Consider the following 17,643-nt stretch of genomic DNA (forward strand, 5'->3'; position numbering starts at 1 on the left):
CGGGGAAGCGGGCGCACGGGCCCGGCTTCCGCCGCCGGTCTACTGCTGGGCCATCAGCCAGGCCAATGTGCCGCGATGTGGTTCGGGCACGGTGCTGGACGCGGCATCGAGCAGCATCAGCGATGCCCAGCAGACGTCGGCAGCCGGTGCGGTGTCCATCCGCGGCAGTACCGCCATGGCCCGCGCGCGTGTGCTTTCGTCAGCCATCGAGGCGAGCAGGGCCTCGGTCGCCTCGGCAATCTGCTGTTCAGTGGCAGGGGTTGCGGGTCGCTGTTCGAGCTCGGCGAGGCTGGCCTGGTAGCTCATCTCGAACCAGAAATCGATGTCCTGCGACGGACGCTTCTCCAGTTCGTTGAACAAGGTCCTGCCTACCTGCGCAATGTCCGACGCCGTGGTGGCGCGGGCGATCAGTGCGCATTTCTCTACCGGCATTCCGCGCAGCATTGCGGCCAGCAGCTGCGCACGCCGCTCCAGCATGGGGCGGGGCAGGCGGCCAATGCCATCCAGTGCAAGCTGTGCACCGGCGACAGCAGCCTTGTCCTTGCTGCCGGCCTGCTTGATGCGGGTGAGATAGCGCTCATCGACGATCAGCCGACGCAGCATGCGGTCGGCCGGATCGTGCAGGGCCGAAGATTTCGGCCAGGGATTCTGCGTGGCGGCGATTTCCTGCTTGAGCCGGTCGGCAGCGCGTTCGCAGCCGCCGACCAGCAACAGAGCCACCAGCACGGCGCCGATGCGGGCGCCGAGGGACAACATCCGTGTCATCGCTGTGTCCTTCATTGAAGGTGGAGATCAGCCGCCGCGCGGGCCGCTGCGACGCGGGCCACCCGGGCCACGGTTGCCGCCGGGGCCACCCGGGCCGCGGTTGCCACCCGGGCCGCCGGGACCACGGTTGCCGCCGGGGCCACCCGGGCCGCGATTGCCGCCCGGACCACCCGGACCACGGTTGCCGCCCGGACGTGCATTCGCATTGCCGCCCGGACGACCGTTGCCGGCCGGACGCGAGCTGCCGTACGGACTGAAGCCCGGATTGGCGTGGTCGGACGGGAAGCTGGGGGCATTGCCCGGATGGCCGTACGGGTGCTTGTTGCCCTGGCCCTGCGAGCGGTTGCCCGCACCGGCCGGACGACCCTGGCCGCCTGCGCCACCGGCGCCACCGCGTCCTTCACCACCGTAGCCACCACGACCTTCACCGCCGTAGCCGCCCCGACCCTGGCTGCCACCGGCGCCTGCGCCCGGACCCTTCGGCTTGCCGTACGGACGGCCCTGGCCGCCTGCACCTGCGCCCGGACCACGGGCACCCGGGCCACGAGCGCCCGGACCGGCATTGCGGTGGCCGCTCGGGCCGGTGCTCACGCCATCCGGCACGTACCAGGTACGGAATGCGGCCGGGTTGCCTTCCGGCAGCGAGCGGTCGTTCTTCGGCGCGCGCTGCTTGAACGGGCGCTGCGACTGCTTGGCAGCAGCTTCACCGCTGACGGTCAGGCCGCCCTTGAAACCACCACCACCCTTGCCGCCGCGACCGCGGCCGCGGTCTTCGCGCACGTTGTCGAAGCGACGCAGTTCGCGACCTTCATCGGCGGTGTTGTGACCATTGACGTAAGCGTTGCCGCGGCCACCTTCGCGTACGCGCACGGTGGTCTTGGCAGCACGACGCTGGCCGATCACCGGCTGCAGGGTCAGGGCCGACGGCGCGCCTTCTTCCAGCTTCAGTTCGGCGCGCAGCGCTTCGACCTGGCTGCCCGGCAGTTCGACGGACTGGCCGCGGGCCAGTTCGCGCGGCAGGCTGACCTTGCCGTAGCGGGTGCGCTTGAGGCGGCTGACCTGGCAGCCCTGCGATTCCCACAGGCGGCGCACTTCGCGGTTGCGGCCTTCCTTCACCACGACGCGGAACCAGTCGTGCGAATCGGTGCCGCCGATGCGTTCGATCTCATCGAACTTGGCCGGGCCATCTTCCAGCGCGACACCACGGGTGAGGCGGTCGACGACGGCATCGGGCACCTTGTCCTCACCTTCCGGGGCACGCACGCGCACCACGTACTCGCGCTCGACCTCGAAGGAGGGGTGCATCATGGCGTTGGCCAGCTCACCGTCGGTGGTCGCCAGCAGCAGGCCGGTGGTGTTGATGTCCAGGCGGCCGACGGCGATCCAGCGGGCACCCTTCAGCGCCGGCAGGGATTCGAACACGGTCGGGCGACCTTCAGGGTCTTCACGCGTGGTCACTTCGCCTTCCGGCTTGTTGTAGACCAGCACGCGCGACGGCTCGGCCAGCGCAGTGGCGACGAAGCCGCGGCCGTCGAGTTCGATCCTGTCGCCGCTCTTGACCGACATGCCGGTCTGGGCGACTTCACCGTTGACCTTGACCAGGCCTTCGGCAATGCGCTGTTCCAGCGCACGACGCGAGCCGAGGCCGGCCTGGGCCAGGACCTTGTGCAGGCGTTCTTCCAGCTTGAACTGTTCGGACGTGGCTTCGCGCTTGAGCGAAAGCTTGTTCAACGAGGGCTTGCGGGGGGTGTCACTCATCAGTTTTGCTCCGGCCGACGGTTTCGAGGTCGGCCTCTGGTTCGGAATCGGCTTGGTCAACAGCCACGGTCGTCTTCGCGACGGCGTTGTCTTCGCGTTCGTTCACTGTCACCGCGCGCTCGCCCGGCGCGGAATCGGGGTGCCCATCATTGGAGGGCGAAGGTGCTTGCTCATCGTCGGCCGCCGCAGGAAGTGCGTCGGCAGAATCGGGGGTGTCGCCGGCGGTCGTGCCGGTGTCGTCATTTGCAGCGGCGTCCGGGTCGGCGCTCACGTCCGGGCCGTCGGCACTGGCGGCGAGGGGGGCGTCGCGATCCAGCGCCAGCTGCGGTTCCAGGTCGCCCAGGTCCTTCAGCTCGGAAAGGGGCGGCAGTTCGTCCAGGCGTTTCAGCCCGAAGTAGTCCAGGAAGCCCTTGGTGGTGCCGAACAGGGCAGGCTTGCCAGGCACGTCGCGGTGGCCGACCACGCGGATCCACTCGCGCTCTTCCAGTGCCTGGATGATGTTACTGCTGACCGCCACGCCGCGCACCTGCTCGATCTCGCCACGGGTGATCGGCTGCCGGTAGGCGATCAGGGCCAGTGTTTCCAGGGTGGCGCGGGTATAGCGGGTCTTGCGTTCGGTCCACAGCCGGCTGATCCAGCCATGTACTTCGGTGGTCACCTGGTAGCGGAAGCCCGAAGCCACCTCCACCAGTTCCACGCCACGGTCCTGGCAGCCCTCGCGCAGCCGTTCCAGCGCACGTTCGATGCTGCCCGGTGGTGCCGGCTCATCTTCCGGGAACAGGTCCTTCAGCTGGGCCAGGGTGAGCGGCTGGCTGGAGGCCAGCAGCGCACCTTCGACAATGCGGTTGATCAGCGTTTGATCCATCGGCAGTCAGCGCTCACTCGTTTTCATTGGCGGCGTCGTTGTCGTCGAACTCGCTGCTGAACTGCAGCGGGGCATTGGTATTGCCGGCGGCCAGGGACTTCACGTAGATCGGCGCCAGCGGTTCTTCCTGCACCAGGTCCAGCAGCTGCTCCTTGGCCAGTTCCAGCACTGCCAGGAACGTGACCAGCACGCCCAGCTTGCCTTCTTCGGAGGTGAACAGGTTTTCAAAACGATAGAACCTGCCGTCTTCAAGCCGCCCCAGCACTTCACCCATGCGCTGCCGGACACTCAGCGCCTCGCGCTTGATGGCGTGGCCGGTGAACAGCTCGGCGCGCTTGAGCACGTCGTGCAGCGCCATCAGCATTTCCTTCAGGTCCACCGGCGGCGGCAGCTTCACTGCGGCGCGCTCGGGCATGAAGGCATGTGCCACGGTGGTGTCACGGTCCTGCCGGGGCAGGGCGTCGATATCCTCGGCGGCCTGCTTGAAGCGTTCGTACTCCTGCAGCCGTCGCACCAGCTCCGCACGCGGATCGGCTTCCTCGCCCTCCACGCTGGGGGGGCGGGGCAGCAGCATGCGCGACTTCACTTCCGCCAGGATCGCCGCCATCACCAGGTACTCGGCGGCAAGCTCGAAGCGCAGCTCGCGCATCACGGTGATGTATTCCACGTACTGCCGGGTGATCTCGGCCACGGGAATGTCCAGCACGTCCAGGTTCTGCCGGCGGATCAGGTACAGCAGCAGGTCCAGCGGTCCTTCAAAGGCGTCAAGGATGACTTCCAGCGCATCCGGCGGGATGTACAGGTCCTGCGGAATCTGCAGGACCGGTTGCCCATGCACCACGGCCAGCGGCATTTCCTGCTGCTGGGGGGCGGGCGGCCGGGTTGGCGTGTTCGCGTCGAGCGCGAGTTCGGAAGTCATCTAATGGAGATCAGGATTGCAACGGACCAGTCGCGGTAGCTGACACACCGGGCAACTGCCACGGACCGCCAGGACACCAGGCGCGCCTGTCTCGGCGCGGTTCCACACATCAAACAACAGGGCGCTCCGCAGGACACGGCAGCGACAGGACTACGGGGAGGTCGTCTACGTGACCCGGTCGGGTGGACCGGTTCGAAGCAGCGGGTCGGTCGTCGGGGGCTGCGTTGGCCGCAAAAACCGACGGGCTGCTGCATCCAGCCACGTGCAATGGTTCCTAGGGTAAGCCTTTGCCGCGCCAGTGTCCAGCCGAGGCCGGGCGCGGGGCTGGATTGGCTAGAATTGCTTCACCAGCAACGCAAGCGAGGAAATGCCGGTGTGGTATGTGATTGAAGGATATGACGGCCAGGATGTACTGGCCCAGCGGCTGCAGGCGCGGCCCGAGCACCTGGCACGGTTGACCGCGTTGCGCGATGAAGGCCGCCTGCTTCTGGCCGGACCGTGTCCGGCGATCGACAGCGAAGACCCGGGCCCGGCAGGGTTCAGTGGCTCGCTGGTGATTGCCGGCTTCGACTCGTTGCAGCAGGCCCAGGCCTGGGCCGATGCCGACCCGTACGTCGCGGCGGGCGTTTACGTGCGGGTGCAGGTGCGTCCGTTCCGCAAGGTGCTGCCGTGAACGCGGAACGGATCGAGCAGATTCGTGATGCGCTGCAGCACGCGCTGGCCCCCAGCGTGCTTGAGATCGAAGACGACAGCCATCGCCATGCAGGCCATGCCGGAGCGCGCGATGGTCGCGGCCATTTCAACGTGCACGTGGTCAGCGAGCGCTTCGCGGGAATGTCCCCGCTGGCGCGCCATCGCGCGGTCTACGCCGCCTTGGGCACGTTGATGCAAACCGACATCCACGCGTTGTCCATCCGCGCGCATACCCCGTCAGAACAGGGCTGAGGCCTTGTCCCGCGCTGTCCTGGCAGGTCCGTTGATGGGCCTGCCAGGGACAGGTTTCCGTGTCCGTTTGGGGACATTCGTCTAACGGACTGTTTACAAGCGCAGATGGAAACGCTTACATTCCGCGCCAATGCTGGTAGGTCCAAGCCGTGGAGGGCGGCTTCGTGAACAAGGCAGCCATAACAATCAAAGACGTCGCCCGTGAAGCCAAGGTCTCTGTGGCCACCGTTTCGCGCGCGCTCAACGGGCATGAAAATGTCGCCGAACCGGTCCGCCAGCTTGTGCTGGAGGTGGCCGCACGGCTGCGTTACACCCCGCACGCCGCCGCCCGCAGCCTGAGCAGCCGCCGCACCAATACGGTGGGCGTGGTGCTTCCGGACCTGTACGGCGAATTCTTCTCCGAACTGATGCGTGGCATCGACAACGTCGCCCGCAGCCGGCGCCAGCACCTGCTGGTGTCGAGCTATCACGGCGACCAGGAGCAGCAGGGCGCGGCCCTGCGTGCCATGCGCGGCCGGGTCGACGGTCTGCTGGTGCTCTCGCCCTATGCCGAGAGCCCCGGGTTCCTGACCGACAACCTGCCGCAGGCATTGCCGACGGTACTCATCAACACCTACCTGCCTGGGCAGGACCATCCGGTGTTGAGCATCGATGACCATGCAGGGGCAATGGCGATGACCCGCCACCTGCTCGATGCTGGCCATCGGCGCATTGCATTCATTTCTGGCCCGGACCTCAACTTCGACGCGCGCGAGCGCCTGCGCGGCTTCCGTGACGCGCTGGCGGCGTTTGGCAGCGGCGCCGAAGGCATCGAGCTGCCCGGTGATTTCGACGAAGCTTCCGGCCATCGCGCCGGTCAGGAGTTGCTGGCAGCCGGCACGCTGCCCGATGCCGTATTCGCCGCCAACGACATGATGGCCCTGGGTTGCCTGTATGCCTTCGCGCAGGCAGGTGTCCATGTCCCGACCGATGTCGCCCTGGCCGGCTTCGATGACATTCCGCTTGCGCGTTTCGTTCACCCGTCGCTGACCACCATGCAGGTCAGCATTGCCGAACTGGGCGATCGGGCGATGTCGCGTTTGTTGCAGTTGATGGACGGCACCTCCACGGAAGGGGCAGGGGACAAGCAGACCCTGGTCCCGCGCCTGATTGTTCGCGATTCCACCACTCCGCCATCCGGCCATTGAAGCCAGAGGCGTTCCTTCTTTTTTGATTGATCGCAGGTGCCGCGCAAGCGGTCACCGCCACCCGGAGATTGAGTTGATGATGCATTCCACTATCCGCACGCCGGCGCGCCGGCTGCTGAGCACCGCACTGGTCAGCTGCCTGATGCTGGCCGCCGCCCCGAACGTCATGGCGCAGTCGGCCAACGCCAGCCTGCGCGGCCAGGTGTCCGGCGCCCAGGCCGGTGCCGAAGTCACCGCCACCAACGTCGCCACCGGCACCGTCCGTCGCGGCACCGTGCGTGCCGACGGCAGCTACTCGCTGATGGGCCTGGATCCGGGCACCTACAACGTGGTCGCCAACGGCCAGACCCAGAAGGTCACCGTCACCGTCGCCTCGACCGCGACGCTGAACTTCAGCGAGGCGGCTGCCGGTGGTACCGGCTCGACCGCCGCCACCAACCTGGACACCGTCAACGTCGTCGCGCCGACCCTGCTGCAGGAAGTGCGTACCTCCGAAGTCGGCAAGACCGTCAGCCTGCAGCAGATCCAGACCACCCCGCAGGTGTCGCGCAACTTCCTGGAGTTCGCCGACGCGGTGCCGGGCCTGATCTTCACCCGTGATGCCAAGGGCAACACCTCGCTGCGCGGCGGTGCCACCAATTCCGACGGTACCAACGTCTACATCGACGGCGTGGGCCAGAAGAGCTACGTCAAGGGCGGCGGCGTGGCCGGCCAGTCCGGCAGCGCCGGCAACCCGTTCCCGCAGCTGGCCATCGGCGAATACAAGGTCATCAGCGGCAACTACAAGGCCGAGTACGGCCAGGTGTCGAGCGCCGCAGTGACCGCTGCCACCAAGTCCGGTACCAATGAATTCAAGGGCGAGGCGTTCTACCGCTACACCGACGAGGACATGCGCGCCAAGACCCCGGCCGAGCGCCAGGGCGGCAAGGACAAGATGGTCTCGGCCGAGAAGGAATACGGCTTCGCCCTGGGCGGCCCGATCATCCAGGACAAGGCCCACTTCTTCGTGACCTACGAAGCCAAGCGCTTCGACCTGCCGGTCACCATCGCGCCGGACGGCGCGGTCACCGGTGCTGCCGGCCTGCTGCCGCCCGCAGGCGCCGCCGGCCTGGGCCCGGCCAGCCAGCCGTTCCAGCAGGATCTGATCTTCGGCAAGATCGACTTCGAGCCGACCGACAACGATCGCATCGAGCTGACCTTCCAGGACCGCGACGAAACCCAGTCGCAGTTCAGTGGCCAGACCTCGCCGGAAGCCGGTCGTGAAGTGGTCAACACCGACCGTCGTTACGCCCTGCGCTGGAACCACAGCGGCGAGCGTTACTACAACGAAATGATGGTCACCCATGAAGATTCGTTCAACAACCCGACCCCGCTGACCCTGGCCAACGGCATCACCTACACCGCACCGGACGGCACCGAAGACCGCACCGTGGTGAAGATCGGTGGCGCATCGGCACTGGATTCGCAGGTGAAGGGCCAGAAGGGCTGGTCGATCGAAGACAACCTGACCCTGGACGGCATCCAGTGGGCCGGCGACCACACCATCAAGATGGGCGTGAAGTACAAGGCGATCGACCTGTACGCCTCCGATGCGGCGCAGATCAACCCGACCTTCACCTACAGCCTGGGCGATCCGGACTTCCCCGATTCCATCCCGTACAAGGCGCAGTTCGTCAAGCCGGTGACCGGCGTGGACGGCGTGTCCGGTGAAGTGCGTTCGAAGTCCAAGCAGTACGGCGTGTTCATCCAGGACGACTGGCAGGTCAACGACCACCTGCAGATCAACCTTGGCCTGCGCTGGGACTACGAAAAGACCCCGTCCTACCTGGACTTCGTCACCCCGCAGGCCGTGGTCGACGCGATCTATTCGCAGGATCCGCGTGCTGCCGCCGGCCAGACCTACGCCGATTCGCTGGCGCTGGGCGGCCTGGACATCAGCGACTACATCAGCAACGGCCACAACCGCAAGGCATTCAAGGATGCCTGGCAGCCGCGCCTGGGCTTCTCGTATGACATCAACGCCGACGAGCAGCACGTGATCCACGGTGGTGCCGGCCGTTCGTACGACCGCGATCTGTTCGACAACCTGCAGCTGGAAACCACCAAGCTGGCCCTGCCGCAGCCGACCATCTACTTCCGCAACCCGGCCACCGGCACCTGCATCAACGGCCAGGCCGCCTGCTATGACTGGAACCCGAACCTGCTCAACGGCATCGGCAACCTGCAGAGCCTGGTCGGTGCGACCAGCAATGCCGGCCTGGAAGTGGATCTGCTGAACAACAAGCTGAAGGCTCCGTACTCCGATCAGTTCAGCCTGGGCATGAGCAACCAGATCGGTGACTGGCTGACCGACGCCACCATCGCCCGTACCCTGAGCTACGACGGCTTCGCCTTCACCCTGGGCAACCGTTACCCGACCGGCCAGTTCTTCGATGACCCGCGCCTGTGCGGTGGCACCGAGCCGGGCCTGAGCCAGGCCTGGAGCTGCAACGTGCCGGGCTTCGGCAGCCTGATCATCGGCCAGCAGGGCATCAAGACCCGTGCGACCCAGATCCTGCTGTCGGCGCAGAAGCCGTTCACCCAGGAAAGCGGCTGGGGTACCTCGATCGCCTACACCTGGACGACCGCGCGCCACAACCGCGACATCAACGAGAAGTACGCCTTCGACCGCGGCCTGATCGAGGATTACCCGACCATCCGTTCCAACGGCGCGCCGCGCCACCGCCTGGTGGTCACCGGTTCGTACGCGGGCTTCTGGGGCATCACCTTCGGTGGCAAGATCACCCTGGCCACCCCGACCGCCGTCAATGACTGGTACCCGGTGCCGCAGGCCAGTGGCTACAACCTGCCGACGCCGCAGGCGGCTGTGCCCAACGCCAATGGCAAGTTCCTGGTGGGTGGCAAGATCTTCGGCTACCGTTCGGTCGACCTGCAGGCGACGAAGACGTTCAAGCTGGCGGGCGATACCGAGCTGTACGCGCGTATCGACATCATCAACGTGTTCAACTTCGACAACTTCTCCACCTACAACTACGTCAAGACCAACGGCAAGCTGCAGGCCAGCTACAACGAGACCGGCGACATCATCGGTACTCCGCGTCAGGTCAAGGCCGAAGTGGGCTTCCGCTTCTGATCGCGGGAAGTTGATGCAGTACGGAGCCATCGGTTCGCCGATGGCTCCGGTTTCAACGGCAATGGCCGGCCTCCGGGCCGGTCCATTGCCCACGCCATTGCCGGGCAGGGGGCAATGGCGTGGGCAATGACCGCGGTGTCATCAACCACGTTTTCGTGGTTTTTTAAGACCGCACTTTGTAAACGATTTCAGGTCATTGGACGTTATGCTCTTTCATCGATCAGCCCACCGGAGGAACCGCGCCATGCAGGCACGCCACCTGATGACCGCCGCTGCGATGACCCTGGCCATCGCCGCCTGCAAACCGGCCCAGCAGGAGCCTGCCAAGCCGCGCCCGCCGGTGATCCTGATCGAGGCCGACGCACCGCCGCGGCCGATGAAGCCGGAGCTGCCGCCGCTTTTCGATGACATCGAGCGCCGCACCTTCCAGTTCTTCTGGGATACCACCAACGAGATCAACGGCCTGACCCCGGACCGCTATCCGTCGCGGCCGTTCGCCAGCATCGCCTCGGTCGGCTTCGCCCTGACCGCTTATCCGATCGGCATCGAGAACGGCTGGGTCAGCCGCAACCAGGCGATCGACCGTACCCTGACCACCCTGAAGTTCTTCCGCGACGTGCCGATGGGCCCGCAGCGCACCGGCAAGGCCGGCTACAAGGGCTTCTATTACCACTTCCTGGACATGCAGGAAGGGCGCCGCTACGACAGCTGGGTGGAACTGTCCTCGGTGGATACCGCGCTGCTGATGATGGGCGTGCTGTTCGCCCAGTCGTACTACGACGGCGACGATCCGCGCGAGAAGGAAATCCGGCAGATCGCCGACACCCTGTACAAGCAGGTCGACTGGCCGTGGCTGCAGCAGCGTGCGCCGCTGATCTCGATGGGCTGGTTCCCCGAGAACGGCTTCATCGACCATGACTGGATGGGCTACAACGAGGCGATGATGGTCTACATCCTCGCCCTGGGCTCGCCCAGCCACCCGGTCAGCCCGGATGCGTGGACGGTGTGGACGCGCACCTACGACAACGACTGGGGCGTCTACCAGGGCCAGGAATACCTGTCCTTCGGTCCGCTGTTCGGCCACCAGTACAGCCACGTCTGGATCGACTTCCGCGATATCCAGGATGCGTACATGCGCGAGCGTGGCAGCACCTACTTCCTCAACAGCCGTTCGGCGGCGCTGGCCCAGCGTGAGTACGCCATCGCCAATCCGATGAACTGGAAGGAATATGGCGAGAACGTCTGGGGCCTGACCGCCAGCGATGGTCCGCAGAACACCACCCAGGAATACCGGGGCGAGCAGCGCCAGTTCCGCCATTACTCGTCGCGCGGCGCAGGCCTGCGCGAGAATTTCGATGACGGTACGATCGCGCCGACCGCCGCGATCTCGTCGGTCGTGTTCGCGCCCGAGGAAGTGATTCCGGCCACGCTGGAGATGCACAAGCGCTACGGCGACTACATCTACTCCAGCTATGGCTTCCTGGATTCGTTCAATCCCAGCTTCAGCTACGACATCCCGATCAAGACAGGGCGGGTGGTACCCGATCGTGGCTGGGTCGCCAGCGACTACATCGCCATCGACCAGGGCCCGATCCTGACCATGATCGCCAACTACCGCAACGACTTCGTCTGGGACGTGATGAAGAAGAACCCGTACATCCGCAAGGGTCTGGAACGGGCGGGCTTCAGTGGAGGCTGGCTGGCGCCGGAAGGCTCCTTCCAGCCGCTGGAGCTGCAGAAGGATGAGAAGGCCGCCGCAGCGCGTGCGGTCGGTATCGCCGAATCACGTGCGGCCGCCGCGCAGGAACAGAAAAACAATGCCAACCGCAACACCGGCCAGGGGAAGTAACAAGGTGCACGACTGGAAACACCGCCTGCGACGCTGGGCATTGCCTGCACTGGCCGCGCTGGTCATGGCCGGCTGTGCCCGCCAGGAGCAGGGCACCACTACCGTGCGCTTCTGGGCGATGGGCCGCGAGGCCGAAGTGGTCAGCGAGCTGATCCACGAATTCGAAGCGGAAAACCCTGGCATCAAGGTCGATGTGCAGAACATCCCCTGGACCGCCGCGCACGAAAAGCTGCTGACCGCATTTGCCGCCGACGGCCTGCCCGATGTGTGCCAGCTGGGCAACACCTGGGTGCCCGAGTTCGCCGAGCTCAACGCGCTCACGCCGTTGCAGCCGTTCGTGCAGCATTCCACCGTTGTCGATCCGAAGGACTACTTCCAGGGCATCTGGGATACCAACGTGATCCACAACGAGCTGGTCGGGGTGCCGTGGTACGTCGACACCCGCCTGATCTATTACCGCAAGGACCTGCTGGCCAAGGCCGGCTTCGACCATCCGCCGCGCACCTGGGCGGAATGGGACGAGCAGATGGCCGCGATCAAGCGCATGCAGGGCCCGAACCGCTATGCGGTGCTGATGCCGATCAACGAGTTCGAGCAGCAGCTGTCGCTGGCCCTGCAGCAGCCCGATCCGCTGCTGCGCGACGACGACACCCGTGGCAATTTCTCCAGCCCCGGCTTCCGCCGCACGCTGGGGTTCTACGCCAACATGTTCGAGCAGGGCTGGGCGCCGAAGATGTCCGAGACGCAGATCTCCAACGTCTGGGATGAATTCTTCCGCGGCTTCAACGTGTTCTACATTTCCGGCCCCTGGAACATCCGCGAGTTCAAGAAGCTGCAGCCGAAGGAACTGGAAGGGCAGTGGGGCACGGCCGCGCTGCCGGGTCCGGACGGTCCGGGCGCGGGCATCGCCGGTGGTACCAGCCTGGTGATCTTCCGCAAGTCGCAGCAGAAGGAAGCGTCCTGGAAGCTGATCGAATTCCTGTCGCGGCCGGCAATCCAGGCGCGCTTCCACGCGATCATCGGCGACCTGCCGCCGCGTCGAAGCACCTGGAATGCGCCGTCGCTGGCCAACGATCCACTTGCCGCCGCCTTCCGAGACCAGCTGGAGCGGGTCAAGCCGACCCCGAAGGTGCTCGAATGGGAGCGCATCGTGCAGGAAATGCGCATCGTCACCGAACAGGTGGTGCGTGGCGGCCTGCCGCAGGACAAGGCCGTGGCCGAACTGGACCAGCGCGTGGACAAGGTGCTGGCCAAGCGTCGCTGGATGCATGAACAACAACGCCTGCAGCGCAGCGCACCCCCCTCGGGTTCGACCAGTGCAGTCGCGGCCGGGAGCCCGCAATGAAACGTACTTCGCTTGCCGGCTGGATCTTCGCCGGCCCCTCGCTGATCGTGCTCGGCGTGTTCTTCGGCCTGCCGGTGGCCTCGGCGCTGGCGCTGAGCGTGACCGACTTCGACCTGTATGCGCTGGCCGACAGCAGCAACCTGCGCTTCGTGGGTCTTGGCAACTACATCGACCTGCTGCAGACCCCGATGTTCTGGAAGTCGCTGTGGAACACCACCTATTTCGTGGTGATCGGCGTGCCGTTGTCGATCGGCGTATCGCTGGGCGCGGCGATGCTGCTCAATGCCCCGGCCGCGCGCTTCAAGGCGCTGTTCCGCACCGCGCTGTTCGCCCCGGTGGTGACCACGCTGGTGGCGGTGGCGGTGATCTGGCGCTACCTGTTCCACACCAGCTATGGCCTGGTGAACTACGGTCTGGGCCATCTTGGCATCAGCCCGATCGACTGGCTGGGCGATCCCAACTGGGCGATGCCGACCATCATGCTGTTCGCGGTGTGGAAGAACTTCGGCTACAACATGGTGATCTTCCTGGCCGGCCTGCAGGCGATCCCGCATGACCTCTACGAGGCCGCGCGCATCGACGGTGCCTCGCGCTGGAAGCAGTTCCTGCACATCACCCTGCCGATGCTCGGCCCGGTGCTGCTGGTGGTCGGGGTGATCACCGTATCCGGGTACTTCCAGCTGTTCGCCGAACCCTATGTGATGACCCGCGGCGACCCACTGCAGAGCACCGTCAGCGTGCTGTATTTCATGTTCGAGGAAGGCTTCAAGTGGTGGAACCTGGGACGCGCCTCGGCTGTGGCGTTCCTGCTGTTCCTGATCATCCTGGCGGTGACCACCGTGATGCTGCGCTTTGGCCGCAAGAGGCAGTTGGTATGAGTCGTGAAATCGGCCAGTCACGCTGGCACCCGTGGATGATCAATGGCGCGCTGCTGGTGCTGGCCCTGGTCAGCCTGGCACCGTTGCTGTGGATGCTGTCGGTGTCGTTCATGCCGCAGGGCGAGGCCACCCATTTCCCGCCACCGCTGCTGCCGTCCAGCATCACCACGCACAATTACACCGAGCTGTTCGCGCGCACCGGCATGGGCGGCAACTTCGCCAACAGCCTGCTGGTGTCGCTGGCGATCACCCTCGGTTCGCTGCTGCTCAACACGATGGCCGGCTACGCCTTCGCCAAGCTGCAGTTCGCCGGTCGTGAGCGGCTGTTCCAGGTGCTGATGGCGGCGCTGGTGATCCCGGCACAGGTGGCGATGCTGCCGCTGTTCCTGTTGATGAAGCAGCTGGGCCTGGTCAACAGTTTCGGCGGCGTGATCGTGCCGGCGCTGGCCAGCGTGTTCGGCATCTTCCTGGTGCGCCAGTACGCCCGCTCGATTCCCGATGAGCTGCTGGAAGCGGCACGCATCGACGGGGCAGGGGAACTGCGGATCTTCTTCCAGATCGTGCTGCCGATGCTCAAGCCGGTGCTGGTGACGCTGGCGATCTTCACCTTCATGGGCGCCTGGAACGATTTCATGTGGCCCTTGATCGTGTTGACCGACCAGGAGCACTACACTTTGCCGGTGGCCCTGGCCACCCTCTCGCGCGAACACATCATGGACGTGGAAATGATGATGGCCGGCGCAGTGGTCACCGTGGTTCCGGTGCTGGCGCTGTTCCTGGTGCTGCAGCGGTACTACATCCAAGGATTGTTGCTGGGGAGTGTGAAGGGATGATGCGTGCGATCGCCGTTGGACTGGGCCTGTTGTGGTCTTCCCTGGCGATCGCCGCACCACCGGCGCTGCCCGCGCCGAAGGTGCTGGATGATTTCGACGACATCAGCGCCTGGAAGCTGGTGTTGTCCGATCAGGTCAGCGGCTCGCTGCGGCCGGTCAGTGGCGCTGGCGGTGGCCGCGCGCTGTGCCTGGATTACGACTTCCATGAGGTCTCCGGTTACGTCGGCATCCGTCGTCCACTGAACATCGAGTACCCGGCCAACTATCGTTTCGGCTTCCAGCTGCGCGGTGATTCGCCGTCCAATGACCTGCAGTTCAAGCTGATCGACGCCAGCGGCGACAACGTGTGGTGGGTCAACCGTCCCGGCTACGCCTTCCCCAAGGCGTGGACGCCGGTGGAGTACCGCCGCCGGCAGATCGACAAGGCCTGGGGGCCATCGCCAGAGAAGGACATGGCGCGCAGCGCGTCGATGGAATTCACGATCTACAGCAAGGTCGGCGGCCGCGGTACCGTGTGCTTCGACAAGCTGACCCTGCAGGGGCTGCCCGCGCAGGATGATTCGGCGCTGCGGCCCTCGGTGATCGCCGATACCGCAACCGCGCTGCAGGACCGGATGATCGACGGCAAGTCCGATACCTTCTGGATCAGCGGTGGGGTCAAGCAGCAGACCATCAGCCTGGACCTGCACAAGAGCCGCGAGATCGGCGGTGCGGTAATCGACTGGCTGCCCGACCTGGAAGCGAACCGCTACACCGTGCGTACCTCCGAGGATGGCCGTGACTGGCGTACCGTGCGCGAAGTGACCGCAGGTGCCGGAGGCCGGGACTGGCTGGCACTGCCCGACACCGATGCGCGCTACGTGCGTTTCGACCTGCAGGGCGGGCCGAACTGGCGCTACGGCATCCGTGACATCACCCTGAAGCCGCTGGCGTTCGCCGCGACTCCCAATGCCTTCCTGTCCTCGGTGGCGGCCGACCTGCCGCGTGGCGCGTTGCCGCGCGCCTACGTTGGCGAGCAGCCGTACTGGACGCTGCTTGGCCTGGACGGTGGCCAGGAACAGGCGTTGATCAGCGAGGACGGTGCGCTGGAGCCGGCCAAGGGCAGCTTCAGCATCGAGCCGTTCATCCGCCTCGACGGCAAGCTGCTTGACTGGTCGAACGTTGCCATCAGCCAGTCACTGCAGGATCGTTACCTGCCGATCGCCACGGTCGACTGGGTGCACGAGAAGGCCGGCCTGTCGGTGACAAGCTTCGTGCAGGGCACGCCCGAACGCGCGCAGCTGATCGGGCGCTACCGCTTGAGCAATCCGGACAAGGTCGCGCACGAATACACCCTGGCCCTGGCGATCCGCCCGTGGCAGGTCAATCCACCCACCCAGTTCCTCAACACCGTGGGCGGCTTCAGCCGCATCGACAGCCTGGACGTGGGCGAGCAGCTGGTGCGCATCAATGGCGAACCGCGGCTGTATCCCCTGCAGGTACCGGATGCGCGCTTTGCCAGCAGCTTCGACGGCAAACTGGATGCGGTGCACCTGGCCAGCGGCAAGCTGCCCGGCACTACTGCGGTGAAGGACCCGACCGGCATGGCGTCCGGCGCACTGTTGTACACGATCAAGCTCGAACCCGGGCAGAGCCGCGAGGTGGCGATCGTGATGCCGCAGACCGGCAGCTGGGCGCCGCAGGCGCTGGACGTGGCCAAGGCACAGCAGCAGGTGGCGACGATGTGGCGCGACAAGCTGGGCGTGGTGACCCTGCAGGTGCCCGCCGCCGGCCAACCGCTGGTGGAAACCCTGCGCACCGCGGTGGCGCACATGCTGATCTCGCGGGTCGGCCCGCGCCTGCAGCCTGGTACGCGCTCCTATGCACGCAGCTGGATCCGCGATGGCGCGATGATCTCCGAAGGCCTGCTGCGGATGGGGCGCAGCGATGCCGTGCGTGACTACGTGACCTGGTATGCGCCCTATCAGTTTGAAAACGGCAAGGTGCCGTGCTGCGTCGATGCGCGTGGCAGCGACCCGGTGCCGGAGAACGACAGCCACGGCGAACTGATCTACAACATCGCCGAGTACGGCCGCTATACCGGCGACACGGCCTTCCTCGAGCAGATGTGGCCGCATGTGCTGGGCGCCTACAGCTACATGGAGCAACTGCGGGGCAGCGAGCGCACCGAGGAGAACCGCGCGCGCAATCCTGCCTTCTACGGGATGATGCCGGCCTCGATCAGCCACGAGGGCTATTCGGCCAAGCCGATGCATTCGTACTGGGACAACTTCTGGGCGCTGCGTGGTTACAAGGACGCCGCGCAACTGGCGGCGCAGCTGGGCAAGGTCGAGGCGATGCAGATCAGCGAGTCGCGCGATCAGTTCCGTGATGACCTGCAGGCCTCGCTGCTGGCGGCCATGCAGCAGCACCGCATTGATTACCTGCCGGGCTCGGCCGAGCTGGGTGACTTCGACGCCACCTCCACCACGATCGCGTTGGCGCCCGGCGGCGAGCAGGGGCGGTTGCCGCAGGAGGCGCTGGACGCGACCTTCCAGCGTTACTGGAACGAATTCGTCGCACGCCGCGATGGCAAGCGCGAATGGAAGGACTACACGCCGTACGAATGGCGCAACGTCGCCGCGTTCGTGCGCCTGGGATGGCGCGATCGTGCCTGGCAGGCCACCGAGTTCTTCTTCAAGGATCGTGCGCCGCAGGCCTGGAACCAGTGGGCCGAGGTCGTCTCGCGCACGCCCCGCAAGCCGTTCTTCGTGGGTGACCTGCCGCATGCCTGGGTGGCCTCGGACTTCGTCCGTTCGGCACTGGACATGTTCGGCTACAACCGCGATGCGGATGAGGCGCTGGTGCTGGCCGCCGGTATTCCGGTGGCGTGGCTGCAGGGCGAGGGCATTGCCGTGCAGGGTCTGCGCACGCCGCAGGGGCAGCTCAACTATCGCCTGCAGCGCAGCGACAAGCAGCTGGTGCTGGAAGTGCAGCCCGGGTTGGTGCCACCGGCCGGTGGCGTGGTGCTGCCATGGCCGTATGCAGGCGAGCCGGGCCAGGCGACGGTCAATGGCGAGGCGGCGGAATGGGTCAACAACGAGCTGCATGTGCACCAGTTGCCGGCACGGGTCGAGATCGATGTGCCCAGCGCGGTGCGCCGCGCCGAACGCAAGGAAAAGTAAGC

13 protein-coding genes are annotated in these 17,643 nt (G+C 65.9%); 9 read left to right on the forward strand and 4 right to left on the reverse strand.

The genetic code is table 11. The features are described 5' to 3' along the window. Nucleotides 1-39: 39 nt before the first annotated feature. Genes AC3WTC_RS07380 through AC3WTC_RS07395 form a run of 4 tightly spaced genes read right to left on the reverse strand, consistent with a single transcriptional unit; the run spans nucleotide 40 to nucleotide 4,307 of the window. On the reverse strand, nucleotides 40-765 hold the full coding sequence (locus tag AC3WTC_RS07380) for a hypothetical protein (RefSeq protein ID WP_133119351.1): 726 nt from the start codon (nucleotides 763-765) through the stop codon (nucleotides 40-42). Nucleotides 766-792: 27 nt separating this feature from the next. Then, nucleotides 793-2,523, reverse strand: coding sequence for a pseudouridine synthase (locus AC3WTC_RS07385; RefSeq protein WP_032978780.1), 1,731 nt, complete (start codon nucleotides 2,521-2,523; stop codon nucleotides 793-795). After that, nucleotides 2,516-3,388 carry an SMC-Scp complex subunit ScpB gene (gene scpB / locus AC3WTC_RS07390; protein ID WP_080148415.1) on the reverse strand — a complete coding sequence of 291 codons (873 nt, stop codon included), beginning with the start codon at nucleotides 3,386-3,388 and terminating at the stop codon, nucleotides 2,516-2,518. The genes AC3WTC_RS07385 and scpB overlap by 8 nt, the downstream gene beginning before the upstream one ends. A gap of 13 nt (nucleotides 3,389-3,401) precedes the next feature. Continuing rightward, nucleotides 3,402-4,307: a segregation and condensation protein A gene (locus AC3WTC_RS07395; protein ID WP_080148416.1), complete on the reverse strand. Its 906-nt coding sequence runs from the start codon at nucleotides 4,305-4,307 to the stop codon at nucleotides 3,402-3,404. A 373-nt stretch (nucleotides 4,308-4,680) separates the two neighbouring features. Here AC3WTC_RS07395 and AC3WTC_RS07400 point away from each other — a divergent pair, with 373 nt between their 5' ends. The 9 genes from AC3WTC_RS07400 (at nucleotide 4,681) to AC3WTC_RS07440 (ending at nucleotide 17,641) form a co-directional block, all read left to right on the forward strand. After that, complete coding sequence (locus tag AC3WTC_RS07400; protein WP_492711252.1) at nucleotides 4,681-4,980, forward strand: YciI family protein; 300 nt, start codon at nucleotides 4,681-4,683, stop codon at nucleotides 4,978-4,980. Further along, nucleotides 4,977-5,252 (forward strand): BolA family protein, encoded by a 276-nt coding sequence (locus AC3WTC_RS07405; RefSeq protein WP_492711231.1) that lies wholly within the window; start codon nucleotides 4,977-4,979, stop codon nucleotides 5,250-5,252. The genes AC3WTC_RS07400 and AC3WTC_RS07405 overlap by 4 nt, the downstream gene beginning before the upstream one ends. Nucleotides 5,253-5,416: 164 nt before the next feature. Beyond that, nucleotides 5,417-6,439 carry a LacI family DNA-binding transcriptional regulator gene (locus AC3WTC_RS07410; RefSeq protein ID WP_025876505.1) on the forward strand — a complete coding sequence of 341 codons (1,023 nt, stop codon included), beginning with the start codon at nucleotides 5,417-5,419 and terminating at the stop codon, nucleotides 6,437-6,439. Nucleotides 6,440-6,515: 76 nt separating this feature from the next. Further along, nucleotides 6,516-9,572: a TonB-dependent receptor gene (locus AC3WTC_RS07415; protein ID WP_059064656.1), complete on the forward strand. Its 3,057-nt coding sequence runs from the start codon at nucleotides 6,516-6,518 to the stop codon at nucleotides 9,570-9,572. A gap of 244 nt (nucleotides 9,573-9,816) precedes the next feature. Then, entirely contained in the window at nucleotides 9,817-11,421 is a 1,605-nt protein-coding gene (locus tag AC3WTC_RS07420; RefSeq protein WP_025876509.1) for a glucoamylase family protein, read from the forward strand. Nucleotides 11,422-11,485: 64 nt separating this feature from the next. Next, nucleotides 11,486-12,766: a sugar ABC transporter substrate-binding protein gene (locus AC3WTC_RS07425; protein ID WP_282440417.1), complete on the forward strand. Its 1,281-nt coding sequence runs from the start codon at nucleotides 11,486-11,488 to the stop codon at nucleotides 12,764-12,766. Continuing rightward, the gene (locus tag AC3WTC_RS07430; protein WP_025876513.1) at nucleotides 12,763-13,644 is read left to right on the forward strand and encodes a carbohydrate ABC transporter permease; all 882 of its coding nucleotides are present in this window, start codon (nucleotides 12,763-12,765) and stop codon (nucleotides 13,642-13,644) included. Before AC3WTC_RS07425 ends, AC3WTC_RS07430 begins: the two co-directional genes overlap by 4 nt. After that, nucleotides 13,641-14,477 (forward strand): carbohydrate ABC transporter permease, encoded by an 837-nt coding sequence (locus tag AC3WTC_RS07435; protein ID WP_025876515.1) that lies wholly within the window; start codon nucleotides 13,641-13,643, stop codon nucleotides 14,475-14,477. Before AC3WTC_RS07430 ends, AC3WTC_RS07435 begins: the two co-directional genes overlap by 4 nt. Next, nucleotides 14,474-17,641 carry a discoidin domain-containing protein gene (locus AC3WTC_RS07440; protein ID WP_492711232.1) on the forward strand — a complete coding sequence of 1,056 codons (3,168 nt, stop codon included), beginning with the start codon at nucleotides 14,474-14,476 and terminating at the stop codon, nucleotides 17,639-17,641. The genes AC3WTC_RS07435 and AC3WTC_RS07440 overlap by 4 nt, the downstream gene beginning before the upstream one ends. Nucleotides 17,642-17,643: the final 2 nt, after the last annotated feature.

This window comes from Stenotrophomonas sp. FW305-C-20-S1, assembly GCF_058783335.1.

Bases quoted from the DNA above. Each gene is read 5' to 3' on its own strand.
- AC3WTC_RS07380 (WP_133119351.1), bottom strand. From the start codon at position 765: ATGACACGGATGTTGTCCCTCGGCGCCCGCATCGGCGCCGTGCTGGTG.
- AC3WTC_RS07385 (WP_032978780.1), bottom strand. From the start codon at position 2,523: ATGAGTGACACCCCCCGCAAGCCCTCGTTGAACAAGCTTTCGCTCAAG.
- scpB (WP_080148415.1), bottom strand. From the start codon at position 3,388: ATGGATCAAACGCTGATCAACCGCATTGTCGAAGGTGCGCTGCTGGCC.
- AC3WTC_RS07395 (WP_080148416.1), bottom strand. From the start codon at position 4,307: ATGACTTCCGAACTCGCGCTCGACGCGAACACGCCAACCCGGCCGCCC.
- AC3WTC_RS07415 (WP_059064656.1), top strand. From the start codon at position 6,516: ATGATGCATTCCACTATCCGCACGCCGGCGCGCCGGCTGCTGAGCACC.
- AC3WTC_RS07420 (WP_025876509.1), top strand. From the start codon at position 9,817: ATGCAGGCACGCCACCTGATGACCGCCGCTGCGATGACCCTGGCCATC.
- AC3WTC_RS07425 (WP_282440417.1), top strand. From the start codon at position 11,486: ATGGCCGGCTGTGCCCGCCAGGAGCAGGGCACCACTACCGTGCGCTTC.
- AC3WTC_RS07430 (WP_025876513.1), top strand. From the start codon at position 12,763: ATGAAACGTACTTCGCTTGCCGGCTGGATCTTCGCCGGCCCCTCGCTG.
- AC3WTC_RS07435 (WP_025876515.1), top strand. From the start codon at position 13,641: ATGAGTCGTGAAATCGGCCAGTCACGCTGGCACCCGTGGATGATCAAT.
- AC3WTC_RS07440 (WP_492711232.1), top strand. From the start codon at position 14,474: ATGATGCGTGCGATCGCCGTTGGACTGGGCCTGTTGTGGTCTTCCCTG.